Here is a 19,914-nt window from a genome sequence, read left to right as displayed (position 1 = left end):
GGCGAGGGTGCGGTTGGGGACTATTTCGCGGTGCCCAGGAACTCCTGGAGGCGGGCAACGCCCTCGGCCAGGTCGGCGTCACCGAGTGCGTAGGACAGGCGGATATAGCCGCTGGGGCCAAACGCCTCGCCCGGCACCACTGCCACCTCCACCTTGTCCAGGATCAGCGCCGCCAGCTCGGCGGAGGTTGCCGGGCGGATGCCGCCCAGCTCCTTGCCCAGCAGGCCGCGGACGTCGGCGTAGGCGTAGAACGCGCCGTGCGGGGTGGGGCAGTCGATGCCCTCGATGGCGTTCAGTCCGGCCACCATGGCCTTGCGGCGGCGGTCGAAGGCCACCTTCATCTCATCCACGGCCGTCAGCGGGCCGGCGACGGCGGCCAGTGCGGCCATCTGGGAGATGTTGGAGACGTTCGACGTCGCGTGCGACTGCAGGTTGGTGGCGGCCTTGATGACATCGGCGGGGCCGACCATCCATCCCACGCGCCAGCCGGTCATCGCATAGGTCTTGGCGACGCCGTTCAGGATCACCACGCGGTCGCCCAGCTCCGGGACGGCGGTGGCGATGGAGGTGAACGGCACGCCGTCGTAGGTCAGGTGCTCGTAGATTTCGTCGGTGATGACCCACAGGCCCTTGGCGGCGGCCCACTGGCCGATTTCCCGGGTCTGCTCGGGGGAGTAGACGGCGCCGGTCGGGTTGGACGGGGAGACGAACAGCAGCACCTTGGTGCGCTCGGTCGTGGCCGCCTCGAGCTGCTCGACAGTCACCAGGTAGCCCTGCTCGGGACCGGCAAAGACCTCAACCGGAACACCGCCGGCCAGGCGGATGGCCTCAGGGTAGGTGGTCCAGAACGGGGTCGGGACCAGGACCTCGTCGCCCGGATCCAGCAGCGTGGCGAAGGACTGGTACACGGCCTGCTTGCCGCCGTTGGTGACCAGCACCTGGGCCGGGTCGACCGCATAGCCGGAATCGCGCAGCGTCTTGGCCGCGATGGCCGCCTTGAGTTCGGGCAGGCCGGCCGCGGGGGAGTAGCGGTGGAACTTGGGCTGGCGGGCCGCCTCGATGGCCGCCGCGACGATGTAGTCCGGGGTGGGGAAGTCCGGCTCGCCGGCACCAAAACCGATCACGGGCCGGCCGGCGGCCTTCAGAGCCTTGGCCTTGGCATCAACGGCCAAGGTTGCTGACTCGGCAATGGCGCCAATTCGTGCAGAAACGCGGGCCTGGGCGGTACGGACAGCGGGCAGTTCGGCAGACATGATCAATCTTTCGTGAGGGGTTCAGCCTGAAAAAACAAGGGATGTCCCTGTCCACTTTAGAGGGTTTGGGGGTCCGGTTCGACGTAGCGCCTTCGATTGCGTAGACTTGTTTTCCGGTGGTTGAAATCACCATGATGGTTCGCGCCATGTGGCGGTCCTCGAATATGAGAATCGGCGCAAAGTGTGCGAACATAGTGTGGGTCGTAAACGACTCCATAGGGTAGTGGCGCAATTGGTAGCGCAGCGGTCTCCAAAACCGCAGGTTGCAGGTTCGAGTCCTGTCTGCCCTGCGCATAGCCGAGTACGGCGGGCCGGGTTCCGGGTTGATACCGGGGACCCGGTAGCCGTGCCGGTGCAGCGATCAACCAGCTAGACACAGATACCAAAAGATACACAGGCGAACGCATCAAGCACGGCTCGGTATCCGAGCCAGTGTCCGCATCGAGATCAGATGAGTGAGGCATTAGGTGTCCGATACTGCTGCCAGCAGCTCCCAGAGCCGCCGCGCGAAGAAGGGCACCAAGCCTTCGAAGGCCGGACTCTTTGCCCGCATCGGTTTGTTCGTTCGTCAGGTACTCGGTGAGCTGAAGAAGGTTGTCACACCGACCCGTAAAGAGCTGATCAACTACACCTTGGTCGTTCTGGTGTTCGTGATCATCATGATGGCGCTGGTGACCGTCTTGGATCTTGCCTTTGGCAAGAGCGTGCTGTGGATCTTCGGCGGAGCCGGAAACTTGGAGCAGTAGGGACGCTCAACAGTGCCGGCCCTCAACGCAAGAGATTGCGTGGGGTCGGTTGAGCCATTTAAGTTCGGATTAGGAAAGCAGGAAATACATGTCTGAGCACGAGGCTGAGCAGGAGCTCGAAGTAACCGAGAGTGCGCTGGACGAAGGCGTCAACGCGGCGGTAGTCGCCGACGACGCCGATTTTGTTGCACCCGAGGCCGATGAGGATGAGGTTCAGGACGCTGTAGAGGCAGAGGACGACGCCGACGAGGCCGCCGCTGCCGAGGAAGCCGCCGAGCCCGTTGCCGTGGTTGATCACGCCGCAGAATTCAAGGCCAAGCTGCGCCGCCAGGAGGGTGACTGGTACGTCATCCACTCCTACGCCGGCTACGAAAACCGGGTCAAGGCCAACCTTGAGACCCGCGCCCAGTCCCTGAACATGGAAGATTACATCTTCGAGACCCAGGTGCCGATGGAAGAAGTCGTTGAGATCAAGAACGCTCAGCGCAAGATCGTCAACCGCGTCCGCATCCCCGGCTACGTGCTGGTGCGCATGGACCTGACGGACGCCTCCTGGGGCGTCGTTCGCCACACGCCCGGCGTGACCGGCTTCGTGGGCAACGCCCACAACCCGGTGCCGCTGCGCCTGGAGGAAGTCTTCTCCATGCTGGCTCCGGTCTTCGAAGAGGAGAAGGCCGCCGAGACCGGCGTGCCGCTGCGCCACAACCCGGCCGACGCCGAGATCGACTTCGAGGTTGGCGAGTCCGTCATCGTGAAGGAGGGGCCGTTCGAGACCCTGCCCGCCACGATCTCCGAGATCAAGCCGGAATCCCAGACCCTGGTGGTGCTGGTGTCCATCTTCGAGCGCGAAACCCCCGTCACGCTCGCGTTCAACCAGGTCACCAAGATCTAGTTGTCCGCCACGAATTTCGCGTCGACACGGCCCGCTTAGCCGTTGCCGACGCGGCGGCCGGACGCCATCCGGCCAAAATCCCCAGGGCGCGCTCCGTCGCTTTGGGAAAGATATTGAGAGAAGGACCCTACATTGGCTCCCAAGAAAAAGGTCACCGGCCTTATCAAGCTGCAGATCCAGGCAGGCGCCGCCAACCCGGCCCCGCCCATCGGTCCGGCGCTTGGCCAGCACGGTGTCAACATCATGGAATTCTGCAAGGCGTACAACGCTGCCACGGAATCCCAGCGTGGAAACGTTATCCCGGTTGAAATCACGGTCTACGAGGACCGTTCCTTCACCTTCATCACCAAGACCCCGCCGGCTGCCGAGCTCATCAAGAAGGCTGCAGGCGTTGCCAAGGGTTCCGCTACCCCTCACACCGTGAAGGTTGCTCACCTGACCAAGGCACAGGTCACCGAGATCGCCACCCAGAAGCTGGTTGACCTCAACGCCACCAGCATCGAGGGCGCCGAGAAGATCATCGCCGGCACCGCCCGCTCCATGGGCATCACCACCGAGGCCTAGGTCTCACGCCGCTGGCCGAGCCTGTCGAGGCCAGCAACCGGTGGCCCCGCCTGTCGGGACCACCACACCAAGAACATCAATTGACGGCATCGCGCCGTCGCAGTGGCAGGGCCCCGCGCGGTCCTAAAGACCACAACTGCACAAGGAGAAACAAGCAGCATGGCAAAGCGCAGCAAAGCATATGAGGCAGCGGCCGCCAAGATCGACGCGGAGAAGTTCTACGCGCCGTTCGAGGCCATCACCCTCGCCAAGGACACTAACCCGTCCAAGTTCGACGCCACCGTTGAGGTTGCCTTCCGCCTGGGTGTAGACCCCCGCAAGGCCGACCAGATGGTCCGCGGAACGGTCATCCTGCCGCACGGTACCGGCAAGACCGCCCGCGTCCTCGTGTTCGCAACGGGTGAGCGCGCCGAGGCCGCCATCGCAGCCGGCGCCGACTTCGTTGGCTCCGACGACCTGATCGAAAAGATCCAGGGCGGCTGGACCGACTTCGACGCAGCCGTGGCCACCCCGGACCTGATGGGCAAGGTCGGTCGTCTGGGCAAGGTCCTGGGCCCGCGCAACCTGATGCCGAACCCGAAGACCGGCACCGTCACCAACGACGTCGCCAAGGCCGTTGTGGACATCAAGGGTGGAAAGATCGACTTCCGCGTCGACAAGCACTCCAACCTGCACTTCATCATCGGCAAGGTGTCCTTCGACGCCGTCAAGCTGGGCGAAAACTACGCAGCAGCTCTGGAAGAGGTGCTTCGTTTGAAGCCCTCCGCCGCCAAGGGCCGCTACATGCAGAAGGCCACCATCAGCACCACGTTCGGCCCCGGCATCGCCGTGGACCCGAACGTCACCAAGGTCCTGATCGAGGGCTAAGCATTTAGCTTTCTGTGAAAGGGGCCGGTACAGCATCTGCTGTGCCGGCCCCTTTCTTTGTAAGCTGGGGGAAGCCCCACGGGGGAGAACTGGCAAGGGGAGGGGAGTACACCGATGGGCGCAACAATCCGCCAGGCGGCGGCTGCGGATGCGCAAGAGCTGGCCGAACTGGCCACGCTGACCTTTCCGCTGGCCTGTCCGCCGTCGAGCCGGCCGGAGGACATCGAGGACTACATTGCGGCGAACCTGACGGTGGAGTGCTTTCGCGGGTATCTGGCCGATCCCGCCAGGACGGTGCTGGTGGCCGACGACGGCGGCGTACTGGCAGGCTACAGCCTGCTGGTCTCCACCCCGCCGGCGGATCCGGACGTCGCGGCGGTGCTCGCTGCCACGGCGGCCCAGCCCACACTTGAGCTGAGCAAGTGCTATGTTCATCCTGACCACCACGGTGGCGGATTGGCCGCGGCACTGATGGCCGAGTCGGTGGCCCACGGCATCCGGAACGGGGCGGAGTCCATCTGGCTGGGCGTGAACGATGAGAACGCCCGGGCCATCCGGTTCTACCAAAAGAGCGGCTTTGCCAAGGCCGGAACCAAAACATTCATGCTGGGTGCGCGCCTGGAACACGATTTCGTGATGGTGCGCCCGGCGGATTAGGCGGTGTCAGCATGGACACAAACGTGGAGATCGAACAGCTGGCGCTTCCCGACGCCCTGGACTCGCCCGGCGCCGGCCCGTTCCTGGCCGCCGCCGCCTTGGCCAACGCCGTCGAACGCGAATGCCAGGGCCATGACGACTTTGCCGCCACGCCCCTGGTCCAGCTCGTGCAGGGCCGGGATGACGCCTACACCCGCCACGTCCTGCTGGTCGCACGCCGCGGGGGAGTGCTGGCCGGCCGGGCCACCATGTCACTGCCCCGGCGCGACAACACCCATCTGGCCAACATCAACGTCCAGGTTGCCCCCGCCCACCGGCGCGCCGGCGTCGGGACGGCCCTGCTGGAACGGCTCCAGGCGCTGGCCGCCGGTGCGCAGCGCAGCGTCCTGAGCGGCTGGAGCGACCACACGCTCTCCGGGGCCGGCACCGGCGCGGCCTGGGATGTCGTGGTGCCCACCACCGGCAGCGGGCGCGTGCCGGCCAACTCGCCCGCCGCCGGATTTGCCCGGGCCCACGGGTTCGTTCTGGAGCAGGCGGAAAAGATCAGCGTGCTGCACCTGGCGCAGGGGGCGCCCGCTGCGGCAGGTCATGGGACGGGCGGCTACGAACTGGTGTCCTGGGGGCCGCACTGCCCCGACGGACTGCTGGACCCCTATGCCGCGCTGCGCCGGAGCATGAGCACCGAGGTGCCCCTCGGCGGGCTGGACGCCCGTGAGGAGGCCTGGGACGGGGAGCGGGTGCGCATCGAGGAGGAGGCCATTGCCCGCAAAGGTGAAACCGTGCTGGTCACCGTGGCGCGCCACGGGGCCACCGGCCGGCTCGCCGGGCACACGGTGCTCGAATTCAACCCGGCACAGCCCGCCGTCGCCTTCCAAAACGACACGCTGGTCCTCCCGGAGCACCGTGGCCATGGATTGGGGCGGCGGATGAAGGACGCCAACCTTGCCGCGGCCGCGCGGGACTGGCCCACGGTGGAACGCATCTATACTTTCAACGCCGAGGAAAACACGAACATGCTGGCGATCAACATCGCCATGGGGTTCATCCGCGCCGGGACCGCGGCCACCTGGCAAAAGAAGCTGGCTGCGCCTCACGGCGCGCCGATCGGGGAATCATGACAACCATTGCCATCGAGCAATTGCACGTGCCGGAGTCGCTGGAGGGCGAGGACGCCGCTGACCTGCATGCCGCCGTCGAGGTCTCCCGGCGCGTGCGTGTGGACACCTGGGGCAACGACGATCTGGCCTACACCGCCAGCGAACTGCTGGCCACCTGCCACGACCCGTACGAGTGGTACGTGGTGCTGCTGGCCCGGGTCGACGGCGAGATTGTCGGCCGGGCGGGCATCGCCATGCCGCTGGCCGATTCCACCGACCTGGCCCACGTCACCCTGGACATCCTGCCCAGCGCCCAGGGCCACGGCGTCGGACGTGAACTGCTCGAGGCCGCGGAACAGTTCGTGCTGGGCGAGAACCGCCGCATCGTGATGGTCGAAACCAACCACCCCGCCACCACGCTGGACTGGGACGGCGGGGAACGGCTGGAGGCCGCCACCGGGGCCGGGTACCTGCCGCTGAGCAGCCGCGAGGTCCGCTTTGCCAGCAGCGCCGGCTACCAGCTCCAGCAGGTGGAGCAGTTCAGCGCGTGCTCGCTGCCGCTGCCGCAGGCCGACGCCGACAGGCTCCGGGCGGAGGCGCTGTCCGGGCAGGACGGGCAATACACGCTGCACCAGTGGATGGACCGCTGCCCGGACCAGTGGCTGGCGGACATCGTGCGGCTGGAATCGACTGTCGCCAGTGTGGCCGGCGACGACGGCACGGCCGAGGAGGCCTGGACCGGGGAGCGGATCCGCGAAAGCGAGGCGCTGGCCGCGGCGGGCGGACGGCACACGCTGGTCAGCGCCGCCGAGGACATCCACACCGGCCACGTCATCGGGTTCACTTCCATCTCCGTGCTGGGCCACCGCGAGGACGTGGCGTTCCAGGACGACACGGTGGTGCTCCAGGAGCACCGCGGGCGCGACGTTGGGATGCTGATCAAGGTGGCCAACCTCGAGCTGCTCGCGCACCAGTTCCCGCATGTGCGCACGGTCTACACCTGGAACGCCCCGGACAACACCTATATGCTCGGCGTGAACGCCAAGCTGGGGTTCGTCCCCGCGGGCATCACCGGCCAGTGGCACAAGGACTTCATCTTCAACAAGTAGGCGCCGCCGGCGCCCGGCACCGGCCCTCGCCGGCGCCGATTTGGCCGCCGGCTGTCCCACCCCGTAGACTTGAAGAACCAAAGACCGTCGGTCGATGGAAATCCTCCCCCCAGCCGCGGACGCATCATGTGTCCCTGAGCCGGGAAGCGGGCAGGTTTCCATCCGAAAGTCCTTCACTGAAGGCGACCGGCGCAGGTGAACGAAGCTTGACCGTGTGAGATGTCCGGAGCAATCCGGAACTCCATTGGTCCAACGCCCCGTGCATCTGCGCGGGGCGTTTTTCTTTGCGCTGTGAAAACGGCGCCGGACACGAAGCGACCGGCATTAATTTCCCGGAAGGAGTGTTATGGCAACGCCTAGCAAGGTGGCAGCAGTTGCAGAGATCACCAACGATTTCAAGGAATCCAACGCTGCAGTCCTAACCGAATACCGTGGGCTCACCGTTGCACAGCTCAAGCAGCTGCGTGTTTCTCTCGGCCAGGACACCAAGTTCTCGGTCGTCAAGAACACCCTGACCGCCATTGCGGCCAAGGAAGCTGGTGTTGGCGCATTCGAAGGCCAGCTCGCCGGCCCCACCGCAATCGCGTTCATCAAGGGTGACGCTGTTGCGGCAGCAAAGAGCCTGACGGATTTTGCAAAGGCCAACAAGCAGCTGGTCATCAAGACCGGTCTGTTCGAAGGCAAGGCTCTGGACGCGTCCGGGGTTGCAGCCCTGGCTGCCCTTGAGTCCCGCGAACTCCAGCTCGCACGTGTTGCTGGCGTCCTGAAGGCTCCGATGGCCGCCGCTGCGCGCACCATCGAGGCCCTGCGCGCCAAGCTGGCCGAAGGCACCGAGGCTCCGGCCGAGGAAGCCGCTGCTGAAGAAGCCGCTGTTGAGGCTCCGGCCGAAGAGGCAGCTGTCGAAGCACCCGCAGCCGAAGCTGAGACCACCGAGGCCTAGTCCCCACTTACCGGCCCGATAATCACTGACGCGATTTTCGGGAATCTGGCAAGCGTGGGCCCCCTCACAGGGTTGATTCCCTGGTTCCACCCTGAACTCCACGAGGACTTTAGGTTATAGACCCGGCCGCAAGGCCAAGAAATAGAAGGAGCGCCACTCATGGCTAAGCTCACCAATGACGAGCTCATCGCAGCTTTCAAGGAACTGACCATCATCGAGCTCTCCGAGTTCGTCAAGCAGTTCGAAGAGACCTTCGAAGTTACCGCTGCTGCTGTTGCAGTTGCAGGCCCGGCCGGCGCCGCTGCCGAGGCTGAGGAAGAGCAGACCGAGTTCGACGTCATCCTCGAAGCCGCTGGCGACAAGAAGATTGCAGTCATCAAGGAGGTGCGCGCTATCACGTCCCTCGGCCTGAAGGAGGCTAAGGACGTTGTGGACTCCGCCCCCAAGGCTGTCCTCGAAGGCGTCACCAAGGAAGCTGCAGACAAGGCAAAGGCTCAGCTCGAAGAAGCCGGCGCGACCGTTACCGTCAAGTAACAACTGCGTCTTTCTTTCGAAGAAGCCCCGCACCGTCACGGTGCGGGGCTTCTTTGCGTCCTGCATCTGTGCGACAGCAAACGCTGCTCTGGAGCGTCAGAGCAGCGTTTGCTGTCGCACAGATGAGTCCTTCCAAGGGCGGCTGTGGATAACTTCTGCGGGGAACCAGCCGGGTTGCCAGAATGGACAGATGCGCCGGCCCACCCAGCTCCCGCCCCATCTGGCATCTGCGCCATTCACCGTGGCCGAGGCACGGGTGGCCGGAGTGAGCCCCGGCAAGCTGCGGCACAGCGAGATCGTCCACCTCTGCCGTGGGATCGCCAAGGCCGCCGACGACGGCGACACCGAGCTTGCGCTGCTGGTCCGCCCCTACAGCGTGGTCACCGGGTACTCGGCCGCATCCCACGCCACGGCCTTCGCCATTTGGGACTTTCCGGGCTTCCTGCCCGGGGCGCGTGGGAAGACCATCCACATCGCCAGGCAGTTTCCGCATGGCATTCCGCGCCGCACTGGCGTCACGGGGCACCGGACTCATCTCGGGGACGATGAGGTCGAATGCCTGGCCGGGCTATGGATCACCACCCGGATCCGGACCTGGCTGGACTGCGCCCGCCGGATGAGCGTTGACGAGCTCACGGTGGTGGCGGACCATCTGCTGCGCATTCCCCGCCCGGAGTTCGAGGCCCGTTCGGCCCCGTACGCCACCGTCGAGGAGCTGGTGGCCCTCTTGGGGCGGCACCGGGGCACACCCGGCATCCGCAAGGCCCGCCTGGCACTCGAGCACGCGCGGGTGGGCAGCGATTCGGCACCGGAGACGAGGCTGCGGCTTGCCATTGTCCGTGCAGGCAGGCCCGAACCGGTGCTCAACACCGCCGTCGATCTGGCCAGCGGCGCCCGGCGGACGCCCGACCAGTCCTTTGCCCGGTACCGGGTGGCCGTGGAGTACGAGGGCGCAGGGCATTCTGACCCGGAGCAGGTGGCGCGGGACATTGCCCGCGAGGAGGACTACGCCGGCGCCGGCTGGATCCAGGTGCGCATCGCCAAGCGGCATATGGAACATGAAGCCCGGGCGGCCGTGGCCAAGGTCCGCCGGGCACTGGGCTCCCGCGGCTGGAAGCCATCTGTGTGACAGCAAACGCTGCTATGGAGCGTCAGAGCAGCGTTTGCTGTCGCACAGATGAGGCTTAGGCCGGGGCGGAGATGTCCGCGACGGTGGCGCCGAGGGCGGCAATGAGGGCATCGCCGTCGACGAACAGGCTGTAGCCGTGCTCGCCGGCACCCATGGCCACCTTCTGGCCCACGATGCACTCGTCCGCGTAGACCGGCCACGCCGTGGTGCTGCCCAGCGGGGTGATGGTGCCGCGGGCGTACCCCGTGGCGGCCAGGGCCACCTCCGCGGGCGGCATGGCCAGCTTGTTGACGCCGACGACGGCGCGCAGCTTGGGCCAGGAGATCTGCCGGTCGCCGGGGATCAGCGCAAAGAGGAAGGCCTCCCCGGACCGCTTGACCACCAGGGACTTGACGATGTCCGCCGGCCGGATGCCCAGGATCTGGGCGGCCTCGGCCAGTGATCCGGCGTTCTGCCGGGGAAAGATCTCAACCGCCAGGCCGCGGGCGGCGGCATCGGCCGCCACCCGTTCGCGCCCGGCCGGGGCGCCTGCCTCGGGAGCCACCGGTCAGTCCTTGTAGAGCAGCAGGGCCTCACCCTGGCCGCCGCCGCCGCACAGGGCCACGGCCGCCTTGCCGCCGCCGCGCCGGGCCAGTTCGTTGGCCGCATGCAGGGCCAGCCGCGCGCCCGACGCGCCGATCGGATGGCCCAGGGCGATGGCCCCGCCGTGGATGTTGCACTTTGCGCCGTCGTAGCCGAGCTCGCGCAGCGATTGCACGGCCACGGAGGCGAAGGCCTCGTTGATCTCGATGAAGTCCAGGTCCTCGGTGCTCCAGCCGGCCTTGGCCAGCGCGCTGGCGATGGCGTTGGACGGTTGGGCGTGCAGCGAGTTGTCCGGGCCCGCCACCTGTCCGGGGGCGCCGACGACGGCGAGGTAGTCCAGGCCGTGCTCCTGGGCGTAGGCGCGGCTGGCGAGCACGACGGCGGCAGCGCCGTCACTGAGCGGGGAGGAGTTGCCGGCGGTGATGGTCCCGTCGCTGGAGAATGCCGGGCGCAGCGGCGCCAGGGTCTCCACGGTGGTCGCCGGCCGCACGCCCTCGTCGGCGGTGAGCACCACCGGCTCGCCCTTGCGTTGGGGCACGCTCACCGGGACGATCTCGGCGTCGAACACTCCGGCGGCGGCAGCTGCGGCGGCCCGCTGGTGCGAGGCCGCCGCCACCTCGTCCTGGACCCGGCGGTCGATGCCGAGCTTGATGTTGCCCCGCTCGGTGGACAGGCCCATGGAATCGCCGTCGAAGGCGTCCGTCAGGCCGTCGTGGGCGGCCACGTCCAGCACCTGGACGGCGCCGTAGGCCCAGCCCTGGCGCGATCCCGGCATCACGTGCGGGGCACGCGTCATGGATTCCTGGCCGCCGGCCACCACCACCGAGGCCTCGCCGGCGCGGATCAGCCGGGCGGCGTCGATGATGGCGGTGAGCCCGGACAGGCAGACCTTGTTGATGGTCAGGGCCGGCACACTCCAGCCGATCCCGGCGGCGATGGCGGCCTGGCGGGCAGGGTTCTGCCCCACGCCGGCCTGCAGCACGTGGCCCATGATGACCTGGTCCACGTCCGCGGCGGCGACGTGCGAGCGCTCCAGCGCCCCGGCAATGGCCTTGGCGCCCAGTTCGACGGCGGTGAAGCCGGCCAGCTGCCCGTTCAGGCGGCCCTGCGGTGTGCGGGCCCCGGCCAGAATCACGACATCATTGGGTTGTGCGGTCATGGGCGTGCGCTCCTCATTCACTCTGCTGCGGCGACGCATCTCCATTGATGCGCCGCGCTACCTAAGAATCTAACAGCTTTGGCCGCCGTGTTATTTCCATCACGTTCCCCTGCGGGGCGCGCCGGCCCAATCCCGGCTCCGGGCCCGGATCGCGGCACCGAAGGGCGGCTGCGGGGCCCGTGTTGGCCGCGGAAAATTAAGGCACTTGCACAAATCGCAACTCTGGGGTAGACACGTGGGGCCATTTGCCTATAGAGTAGATCTTTGCGTATCCCCTCTTTACCTTCAGCCTTCATATAGCGGTAGGCTTTGCCATTCATCGTCTTGCGTTCGCCGAATGCAGGGTGGTGGTACGGCGTCCAAATTCTGCCATTCGGCGGGGTCTGGATCAGGTACGGGGTCGCTGAACAAGCCTGAAGGTCTGTGGAAGGATCCCTCTTGGTCGCCTCGAGCACCTCTAATGTAAACAACGCCGAAACCGCTATCGACGCAAACAGCACGGACGGTGCCACGCGCCGCCTCTCTTTCGCCAAGATTCACGAGCCGCTTGACGTTCCGAATCTGCTCGCCCTCCAGACCGAGAGCTTTGACTGGCTCGTCGGCAACGGACGCTGGCAGTCCCGGATGCAGAACGCCGTCGACGCGGGGGACGACAGCGTCGCCACCACGTCCGGCCTCTCCGACATCTTCGAAGAGATCTCCCCGATCGAGGATTTCCAGGGCACCATGTCCCTGTCCTTCTCGGATCCGGAGTTTGCCGACCCGAAGTACACCATGGCCGAATGCAAGGACCGCGACGCCACGTACTCGGCCCCGCTGTACGTCAAGGCCGAGTTCATGAACAACACCACTGGCGAAATCAAGCAGCAGACGGTGTTCATGGGCGACTTCCCGCTGATGACCGACAAGGGCACCTTCGTCATCAACGGCACCGAGCGCGTCGTCGTCTCCCAGCTGGTCCGTTCCCCGGGCGCCTACTTTGAGCGCACCGCCGACAAGACCAGCGACAAGGACATCTTCACCGCCAAGATCATCCCCTCCCGCGGTGCATGGTTTGAGCTGGAGATCGACAAGCGCGACCAGGTCGGCGTCCGCCTCGACCGCAAGCGCAAGCAGTCCGTCACGGTGCTGCTGAAGGCCCTGGGCTGGACCGAGGGCCAGATCCTCGAGGAGTTCGGCCACTTCGACTCCATCCGCGCCACGCTGGAAAAGGACGCCACGTCCACCCGCGAAGACGCGTTGCTTGACATCTACCGGAAGCTGCGACCGGGCGAGCCGCCGACGGTTGAGGCCGCCGATGCGCTGCTGCACAACCTGTACTTCAACCCGAAGCGCTACGACCTGGCCAAGGTCGGCCGGTACAAGATCAACCGCAAGCTGGGCATCGACAAGCCGCTCTCGGCCCCCGATGCCTCCGTGCTGGACATCGACGACATCGTCGCCATGATCAAGTACCTGGTCAGCCTGCACGCCGGCGAGAAGACCCTCAAGGGCAAGCGCGACGGCGGCGAGGTTGACCTGCGCGTCGACGTCGACGACATCGACCACTTCGGCAACCGCCGCATCCGCGCCGTCGGCGAGCTCATCGAGAACCAGGTCCGCACCGGCCTGTCCCGCATGGAGCGCGTTGTCCGCGAGCGGATGACCACCCAGGACGTCGAGGCCATTACGCCGCAGACGCTGATCAACATCCGTCCCGTGGTGGCAGCCATCAAGGAGTTCTTCGGAACCTCCCAGCTGTCCCAGTTCATGGACCAGAACAACCCGCTGGCCGGTTTGACGCACAAGCGTCGTCTCTCCGCGCTGGGCCCGGGTGGTCTCTCCCGTGACCGCGCAGGCATGGAAGTCCGAGACGTCCACCCGTCCCACTACGGCCGCATGTGCCCCATCGAAACCCCTGAAGGCCCGAACATTGGTCTGATCGGTTCGCTGGCGTCCTATGGCCGCATCAACCCGTTCGGCTTCATCGAGACGCCGTACCGCCGTGTGTCCGAGGGTGTCGTCTCCGACGAGGTCGACTACCTGACCGCCGACGACGAGGTCGAGGTTGTCATCGCCCAGGCCAACGCGCCGCTGGATGAGAACAGCCACTTCGCCGAGGAGACCGTCCTCGTCCGTGCCCGTGGTGGTGGAGGCGAGCCCGTCCTGATCCCGGCCGACGAGGTCGAGTACATGGACGTCTCCCCGCGCCAGATGGTGTCTGTGGCAACCGCCCTGATTCCGTTCCTGGAGCACGATGACGCCAACCGCGCCCTCATGGGTGCGAACATGCAGCGCCAGGCTGTGCCGCTGGTCCGTTCCGAGGCCCCCTTCGTGGGCACCGGCATGGAGCGCGCCGCCGCCGTCGACGCAGGTGACGTGGTCATCGCCAAGAAGGCCGGTGTGGTCACCGAGGTGTCCGCCGACCTCGTCGTCATGCTCAACGACGACGGCACGGAGACCAACTACCCGATCCACAAGTACCAGCGCTCCAACCAGGGCAACTCCTACAACCAGCGCGTCCTGGCTTCCGAGGGCCAGCGCCTGGAAGTGGGCGGCATCATCGCCGACGGTCCGGCAACGGACCAGGGCGAGCTGGCCCTGGGCAAGAACCTGCTGGTTGCCTTCATGTCCTGGGAAGGCCACAACTACGAGGATGCGATCATCCTCTCCCAGCGCATCGTGGCCGAGGACGTGCTGTCCTCGATCCACATCGAAGAGCACGAGATCGACGCCCGCGACACCAAGCTTGGTGCCGAGGAGATCACCCGGGACATCCCGAACGTCTCCGAGGAAATCCTGGCCGGCCTGGACGAGCGCGGCATCATCCACATCGGTGCCGAGGTTGAAGCCGGCGACATCCTGGTCGGAAAGGTCACCCCGAAGGGTGAAACCGAGCTGACCCCGGAGGAGCGCCTGCTGCGTGCCATCTTCGGTGAGAAGAGCCGCGAAGTCCGCGACACCTCCCTGAAGGTTCCCCACGGCGAGTCCGGCACGGTCATCGGTGTGCGCGTCTTCGACCGCGACTCCGACGACGAGCTGCCCCCCGGCGTGAACCAGCTGGTCCGCGTCTACGTGGCCAACAAGCGCAAGATCACCGATGGTGACAAGCTGGCCGGCCGCCACGGAAACAAGGGCGTCATCTCCAAGATCCTGCCGATCGAGGACATGCCGTTCATGGCCGACGGAACCCCCGTCGACATCGTGCTGAACCCGCTGGGTGTGCCCGGTCGAATGAACGTTGGCCAGGTGCTGGAAACGCACCTCGGCTGGGTTGCCAAGACCGGCTGGAAGATCGAGGGCGAGCCGGAGTGGGTCAAGAACCTGCCCAACCTGCCGCGCGAGACCGGCCAGACCACCGTCGCCACCCCGGTGTTCGATGGTGCCCGTGAAGAGGAAATCACCGGTCTGCTGGACTCCACCAACGTGACCCGCGACGGCGAACGCCTGATCAACTCCTCTGGAAAGACCCGTCTGTTCGACGGCCGCTCCGGCGAGCCGTTCCCGGACCCGATCTCCGTGGGCTACATGTACATCCTGAAGCTCCACCACCTGGTGGACGACAAGATCCACGCCCGCTCCACCGGCCCGTACTCCATGATCACCCAGCAGCCGCTGGGTGGTAAGGCACAGTTCGGTGGCCAGCGCTTTGGTGAGATGGAAGTGTGGGCCCTGGAGGCCTACGGTGCCGCCTACACCCTGCAGGAACTGCTGACGATCAAGTCCGATGACATCCATGGCCGCGTGAAGGTCTACGAGGCCATCGTCAAGGGTGAGAACATCCCGGAGCCGGGCATCCCGGAATCCTTCAAGGTTCTGATCAAGGAAATGCAGTCGCTGTGCCTGAACGTGGAGGTCCTCTCCACCGACGGTACGACGATTGAGATGCGTGACTCGGATGAAGAAGTCTTCCGGGCCGCGGAGGAACTGGGCATCGACCTGTCACGGGCCGAGCCGAGTTCCGTCGAAGAGGTCTAGCAGCTTTAGTCCGGCGGGCCGCACGGCCCGCCGGACCAGCTCCCTCTTTCCGTAACCCGGAGGTCCGGTGGTCGTATTTCGACAGGCTCAATAACCGAGTCGAGACCCGCGGACCAGTAGACATTCAGAATTTAGAGAACAAGAGAGAACAGGGACCATATGTCCAGCGAATCCTCCTTCGGCCTCATGCAGATCGGCCTGGCCACTGCACAAGACATCCGTGACTGGTCGCACGGTGAAGTCAAGAAGCCGGAAACCATCAACTACCGCACGCTCAAGCCCGAGAAGGACGGCCTCTTCTGCGAGAAGATCTTCGGCCCGTCCCGCGACTGGGAGTGCTACTGCGGCAAGTACAAGCGCGTCCGCTTCAAGGGCATCATCTGCGAGCGTTGTGGCGTTGAGGTCACCCGTGCCAAGGTGCGCCGCGAGCGCATGGGCCACATTGAGCTTGCAGCACCCGTCACCCACATCTGGTACTTCAAGGGCGTTCCGTCCCGTCTGGGCTACCTGCTGGACCTGGCCCCGAAGGACCTTGAGAAGGTCATCTACTTCGCTGCCTACATGATCACCAGCGTCGACGAGGCTGCCCGCCACGAAGAGCTGCCGAACCTCCAGGTCGAGCATGACCTGGAGAAGAAGCAGATGGTCGACTCCCGCGACTCCGACATCGCCACCGTGGCCCGCGACCTCGAGGGCGAGATTGCCCGCCTCGAGGGCGAGGGTGCCAAGGCTGCCGAGAAGAAGAAGGCCCGCGACTCCGCCGACCGCCAGATGGCCAACATCCGCAAGCGCGCGGATGCCGACATCGAGCGCCTCGAGCAGGTCTGGGACCGCTTCAAGGGCCTCAAGGTCGCCGACCTTGAGGGCGACGAGGCTCTGTACCGCGAACTGCGTGACCGCTACGGCATGTTCTTCGAGGGCTCCATGGGTGCCGAGGCCATCAAGAAGCGTCTTGAGAACTTCGACATGCCCGGCGAGGCCGAGCTGCTGCGCGACATCATCCAGAACGGCAAGGGCCAGCGCAAGACGCGTGCCCTGAAGCGCCTGAAGGTTGTCAACGCGTTCCTGACCACCAACAACAGCCCGCTGGGCATGGTCCTGGACGCCGTCCCGGTCATCCCGCCGGAACTGCGCCCGATGGTCCAGCTCGACGGTGGCCGTTTCGCCACCTCCGACCTGAACGATCTCTACCGCCGCGTGATCAACCGCAACAACCGCCTCAAGCGCCTGCTTGACCTGGGTGCTCCGGAGATCATCGTCAACAACGAGAAGCGCATGCTTCAGGAAGCCGTTGACTCGCTGTTCGACAACGGCCGCCGCGGCCGTCCGGTCACCGGACCGGGCAACCGTCCGTTGAAGTCCCTCTCCGACATGCTCAAGGGCAAGCAGGGCCGGTTCCGCCAGAACCTGCTCGGCAAGCGCGTTGACTACTCGGGCCGTTCGGTCATCGTGGTTGGCCCGCAGCTGAAGCTGCACCAGTGTGGTCTGCCCAAGCAGATGGCCCTGGAGCTCTTCAAGCCGTTCGTGATGAAGCGCCTGGTTGACCTCAACCACGCACAAAACATCAAGAGCGCCAAGCGGATGGTGGAGCGTTTCCGCCCGCAGGTTTGGGATGTTCTGGAAGAGATCATCACCGAACACCCGGTGCTGCTCAACCGTGCACCCACCCTGCACCGTCTGGGCATCCAGGCGTTCGAGCCCCAGCTGGTTGAAGGCAAGGCCATCCAGCTGCACCCGCTGGTGTGTGGCGCGTTCAACGCCGACTTCGACGGTGACCAGATGGCAGTGCACCTGCCGCTGAGCCCGGAGGCACAGGCCGAGGCCCGCATTCTGATGCTGTCCTCGAACAACATCCTCAAGCCCTCGGACGGCCGTCCGGTCACCCTGCCCTCGCAGGATATGATCATCGGCCTGTACCACCTGACCACCAAGCGCGTCGGTTCCGCCGGCGAAGGCCGCAGCTTCTCCACCCCCGCCGAGGCCATCATGGCCCACGACGCCGGAGCGCTGCACCTGAACTCGCAGGTGAAGATCCGTCTGGACAACTTCATCCCGAACGCCGAGTGGGAAGCTCCCGAGGGTTGGGAGCCCGGACAGCCGGCCATCGTTGCCACCTCGCTGGGCCAGGTCCTCTTCAACGAGACCCTGCCCGAGGACTACCCGTGGGTTGAGAAGGTTGCCGACAAGGGCACTCTTTCCGAGATCGTCAACGATCTGGCCGAGCGGTACCCGAAGGTTGTTGTTGCCGCAACGCTGGACAACCTGAAGGCCTCCGGTTTCTACTGGGCCACCCGCTCGGGCATTACCGTCGCCATCTCCGACATCGAGGTTCCGGCATCCAAGCCGGCCATCCTCGAGGGCTACGAGGCCAAGGCCGCCAAGGTCCAGTCGCAGTTCGAGAAGGGTCTGATCGCCGACGACGAGCGCCGCCAGGAGCTCATCGACATCTGGAACCAGGCAACCAACGACATCGCCGACGCCATGCGCCAGTCGATGTCTGCCTCCAACACCATTAACCGGATGGTTTCCTCCGGTGCCCGTGGTAACTGGATGCAGGTTCGCCAGATTGCCGGTATCCGTGGCCTGGTGGCCAACCCGAAGGGTGAGATCATCCCTCGCCCGATCAAGTCCTCCTACCGCGAGGGCCTGTCGGTGTTGGAGTACTTCATCGCCACGCACGGTGCCCGCAAGGGTCTGGCCGACACCGCTCTGCGTACCGCCAACTCGGGTTACCTGACCCGTCGTCTGGTGGACGTGTCCCAGGACGTCATCGTTCGCGAAGACGACTGTGGCACCGAGCGCGGCCTGACGCTGCCGATCGCCGTGGCCGACGCCAACGGCGAGCTGCACCTGCACGAGGAGGTCGAGAACAGCGTTTACGCCCGTACTCTGGCCACCCAGGTGGTTGATTCCAAGGGCACGGTGCTGGCCGAGGCCGGCGCCGACGTCGGAGACGTCCTGATCGGCGAGCTCTTCGCCGCGGGCATCACCGAGATCAAGATCCGCTCCGTGCTCACCTGTGAGTCCGCGGTTGGAACCTGTGCCCTGTGCTACGGCCGTTCGCTGGCCACCGGCAAGCTCGTGGACATTGGTGAGGCCGTGGGCATCATCGCCGCACAGTCCATCGGTGAGCCCGGTACCCAGCTGACCATGCGTACCTTCCACACCGGTGGTGCCGTGTCCGCCAGCCGTGGCGAGGACATCACCCAGGGTCTGCCCCGTATCCAGGAGCTCTTCGAAGCCCGTACCCCGAAGGGTGTTGCCCCGATCGCTGAAGCGGCCGGACGCATCACCATCGAGGAGACCGAGCGGCAGATGCGCCTGGTGCTGACTCCGGACGACGGCAGCGAGGAAATCGCGTACCCGGTTCTGCGCCGTGCACGTCTGCAGGTTGCCGATGGCGACCACGTAGAGGTTGGCCAGAAGCTGGTTGTGGGTGCCGTTGACCCGAAGCAGGTTCTGCGCATCCTCGGCCCGCGTGCCGCCCAGAAGCACCTGGTGGAGGAAGTCCAGCGCGTGTACCGCAGCCAGGGTGTAGGTATCCACGACAAGCACGTCGAGGTTATCGTCCGCCAGATGCTGCGCCGCGTCACGGTCATCGAGTCCGGTGAGTCGAACCTGCTGCCCGGCGAGCTCGCCGAGCGCGGCCGTTTCGAGACCGAGAACCGCCGCGTGGTCTCCGAGGGCAAGAAGCCGGCTTCGGGCCGTAACGAGCTCATGGGTATCACGAAGGCCTCGCTGGCCACCGAGTCGTGGCTGTCGGCCGCATCCTTCCAGGAGACCACCCGCGTTCTGACGCAGGCGGCCATGGAGGGCAAGTCCGACCCGCTGCTGGGCCTGAAGGAAAACGTGATCATCGGTAAGCTGATCCCGGCCGGCACCGGTCTGCCGCGCTACACCAACGTCACGGTGGAGCCGACGGAAGAGGCCAAGGCCAATCTGTTCACCGGCCCGAGCGCGTTCAGCGACTTCGACTACACCAACGTAGGCGGAGACCTGGCTCCGGAGTTCCACGCCATCCCCTTGGATGACTACGACCTCGGAACCAACTTCAGCGGCTAGCCTCTGATGCACCAACGTCCGGCCCGCCGGCCCCGTCAATGGGCTGGCGGGCCGGACGTCGTTTCCGCCCCGTTCCGCGCCGCCGCAGGGCGGGGGAGTGCCCCCAAATCCGCGTGGTTTAAGGGATGGAGGCCTCCCATGCTAAAGTGGACAGTAATTGTTAGTGTGGCAGTGGATGAAGCTGCCTGGACCACCGGTTTCCGGGGATCCAGGGGAGCCGTTTCCGGTTTGTACGGTTCTTGTACAACGAATGCCACATTTTTGCATGCCTAGGCGCTGTGAAGTCGCCAAGTGTGCGACTACCAGTAAAGGGCTGACCCCGCCGCCGCTGCGGCCACGGTTCACCGTGGCCGGCCGGCAGGGGAA

General features: G+C 65.7%; 15 protein-coding genes and 1 tRNA gene. 13 read left to right on the top strand and 3 right to left on the bottom strand.

The window, feature by feature from the left end; translation table 11 throughout:
- Positions 1–20: 20 nt before the first annotated feature.
- Complete coding sequence (locus ACQCSX_RS10770) at positions 21–1,253, bottom strand: pyridoxal phosphate-dependent aminotransferase (RefSeq protein WP_427015325.1); 1,233 nt, start codon at positions 1,251–1,253, stop codon at positions 21–23.
- 217 nt (positions 1,254–1,470) lie between these two features.
- On the opposite strand from ACQCSX_RS10770, the gene ACQCSX_RS10765 reads away from it, so the two are divergent.
- From ACQCSX_RS10765 to ACQCSX_RS10715, 11 genes are all read left to right on the top strand, one after another.
- A tRNA-Trp gene (locus ACQCSX_RS10765) sits at positions 1,471–1,543 on the top strand.
- A gap of 177 nt (positions 1,544–1,720) precedes the next feature.
- Complete coding sequence (gene secE / locus ACQCSX_RS10760; RefSeq protein ID WP_427015324.1) at positions 1,721–1,999, top strand: preprotein translocase subunit SecE; 279 nt, start codon at positions 1,721–1,723, stop codon at positions 1,997–1,999.
- A gap of 88 nt (positions 2,000–2,087) precedes the next feature.
- Entirely contained in the window at positions 2,088–2,891 is an 804-nt protein-coding gene (gene nusG, locus ACQCSX_RS10755) for a transcription termination/antitermination protein NusG (RefSeq protein WP_427015323.1), read from the top strand.
- Positions 2,892–3,023: 132 nt separating this feature from the next.
- Positions 3,024–3,455 (top strand): 50S ribosomal protein L11, encoded by a 432-nt coding sequence (rplK, locus tag ACQCSX_RS10750; RefSeq protein WP_427015322.1) that lies wholly within the window; start codon positions 3,024–3,026, stop codon positions 3,453–3,455.
- A 159-nt stretch (positions 3,456–3,614) separates the two neighbouring features.
- Positions 3,615–4,322, top strand: a complete 708-nt coding sequence (gene rplA / locus ACQCSX_RS10745) for a 50S ribosomal protein L1 (protein WP_427015321.1) — start codon at positions 3,615–3,617, stop codon at positions 4,320–4,322.
- A gap of 114 nt (positions 4,323–4,436) precedes the next feature.
- Complete coding sequence (locus ACQCSX_RS10740) at positions 4,437–4,979, top strand: GNAT family N-acetyltransferase (RefSeq protein ID WP_427015320.1); 543 nt, start codon at positions 4,437–4,439, stop codon at positions 4,977–4,979.
- An 11-nt stretch (positions 4,980–4,990) separates the two neighbouring features.
- Positions 4,991–6,097 carry a GNAT family N-acetyltransferase gene (locus ACQCSX_RS10735; protein WP_427015319.1) on the top strand — a complete coding sequence of 369 codons (1,107 nt, stop codon included), beginning with the start codon at positions 4,991–4,993 and terminating at the stop codon, positions 6,095–6,097.
- A complete protein-coding gene (locus ACQCSX_RS10730) occupies positions 6,094–7,185 on the top strand; it encodes a GNAT family N-acetyltransferase (protein ID WP_427015318.1) in 1,092 nt (363 codons plus the stop codon). Before ACQCSX_RS10735 ends, ACQCSX_RS10730 begins: the two co-directional genes overlap by 4 nt.
- A 346-nt stretch (positions 7,186–7,531) precedes the next feature.
- Positions 7,532–8,125, top strand: coding sequence for a 50S ribosomal protein L10 (gene rplJ / locus ACQCSX_RS10725; protein ID WP_427015317.1), 594 nt, complete (start codon positions 7,532–7,534; stop codon positions 8,123–8,125).
- Positions 8,126–8,284: 159 nt separating this feature from the next.
- Positions 8,285–8,659 (top strand): 50S ribosomal protein L7/L12, encoded by a 375-nt coding sequence (gene rplL, locus ACQCSX_RS10720; RefSeq protein ID WP_427015316.1) that lies wholly within the window; start codon positions 8,285–8,287, stop codon positions 8,657–8,659.
- A 190-nt stretch (positions 8,660–8,849) separates the two neighbouring features.
- Complete coding sequence (locus tag ACQCSX_RS10715; RefSeq protein ID WP_427015315.1) at positions 8,850–9,788, top strand: hypothetical protein; 939 nt, start codon at positions 8,850–8,852, stop codon at positions 9,786–9,788.
- Between the two features lie 55 nt (positions 9,789–9,843).
- On the opposite strand, the gene ACQCSX_RS10710 is transcribed toward ACQCSX_RS10715, so the two are convergent.
- The gene (locus tag ACQCSX_RS10710; RefSeq protein WP_427015314.1) at positions 9,844–10,332 is read right to left on the bottom strand and encodes an aminoacyl-tRNA deacylase; all 489 of its coding nucleotides are present in this window, start codon (positions 10,330–10,332) and stop codon (positions 9,844–9,846) included.
- Between the two features lie 3 nt (positions 10,333–10,335).
- On the bottom strand, positions 10,336–11,529 hold the full coding sequence (locus tag ACQCSX_RS10705; protein ID WP_427015313.1) for an acetyl-CoA C-acetyltransferase: 1,194 nt from the start codon (positions 11,527–11,529) through the stop codon (positions 10,336–10,338).
- 438 nt (positions 11,530–11,967) lie between these two features.
- On the opposite strand from ACQCSX_RS10705, the gene rpoB reads away from it, so the two are divergent.
- Both rpoB and ACQCSX_RS10695 read left to right on the top strand, forming a co-directional pair.
- Positions 11,968–15,486, top strand: coding sequence for a DNA-directed RNA polymerase subunit beta (gene rpoB / locus ACQCSX_RS10700; protein ID WP_427015312.1), 3,519 nt, complete (start codon positions 11,968–11,970; stop codon positions 15,484–15,486).
- A 159-nt stretch (positions 15,487–15,645) separates the two neighbouring features.
- Positions 15,646–19,548 carry a DNA-directed RNA polymerase subunit beta' gene (locus ACQCSX_RS10695; protein WP_427015311.1) on the top strand — a complete coding sequence of 1,301 codons (3,903 nt, stop codon included), beginning with the start codon at positions 15,646–15,648 and terminating at the stop codon, positions 19,546–19,548.
- Positions 19,549–19,914 lie beyond the last annotated feature (366 nt).

It is taken from the genome of Pseudarthrobacter sp. P1 (genome assembly GCF_050156935.1).
GTDB lineage: Bacteria > Actinomycetota > Actinomycetes > Actinomycetales > Micrococcaceae > Specibacter.
The sequence above is the reverse complement of the archived record's forward strand: the minus strand, read 5'-3'. Positions and strand labels throughout refer to the sequence as shown.

Excerpts from the sequence above, each read along its gene's own strand:
- ACQCSX_RS10770 (WP_427015325.1), bottom strand. The coding sequence starts at position 1,253 with ATGTCTGCCGAACTGCCCGCTGTCCGTACCGCCCAGGCCCGCGTTTCT.
- nusG (WP_427015323.1), top strand. The coding sequence starts at position 2,088 with ATGTCTGAGCACGAGGCTGAGCAGGAGCTCGAAGTAACCGAGAGTGCG.
- rplA (WP_427015321.1), top strand. The coding sequence starts at position 3,615 with ATGGCAAAGCGCAGCAAAGCATATGAGGCAGCGGCCGCCAAGATCGAC.
- ACQCSX_RS10740 (WP_427015320.1), top strand. The coding sequence starts at position 4,437 with ATGGGCGCAACAATCCGCCAGGCGGCGGCTGCGGATGCGCAAGAGCTG.
- ACQCSX_RS10735 (WP_427015319.1), top strand. The coding sequence starts at position 4,991 with ATGGACACAAACGTGGAGATCGAACAGCTGGCGCTTCCCGACGCCCTG.
- ACQCSX_RS10730 (WP_427015318.1), top strand. The coding sequence starts at position 6,094 with ATGACAACCATTGCCATCGAGCAATTGCACGTGCCGGAGTCGCTGGAG.
- rplJ (WP_427015317.1), top strand. The coding sequence starts at position 7,532 with ATGGCAACGCCTAGCAAGGTGGCAGCAGTTGCAGAGATCACCAACGAT.
- rplL (WP_427015316.1), top strand. The coding sequence starts at position 8,285 with ATGGCTAAGCTCACCAATGACGAGCTCATCGCAGCTTTCAAGGAACTG.
- ACQCSX_RS10715 (WP_427015315.1), top strand. The coding sequence starts at position 8,850 with ATGCGCCGGCCCACCCAGCTCCCGCCCCATCTGGCATCTGCGCCATTC.
- ACQCSX_RS10705 (WP_427015313.1), bottom strand. The coding sequence starts at position 11,529 with ATGACCGCACAACCCAATGATGTCGTGATTCTGGCCGGGGCCCGCACA.
- ACQCSX_RS10695 (WP_427015311.1), top strand. The coding sequence starts at position 15,646 with ATGTCCAGCGAATCCTCCTTCGGCCTCATGCAGATCGGCCTGGCCACT.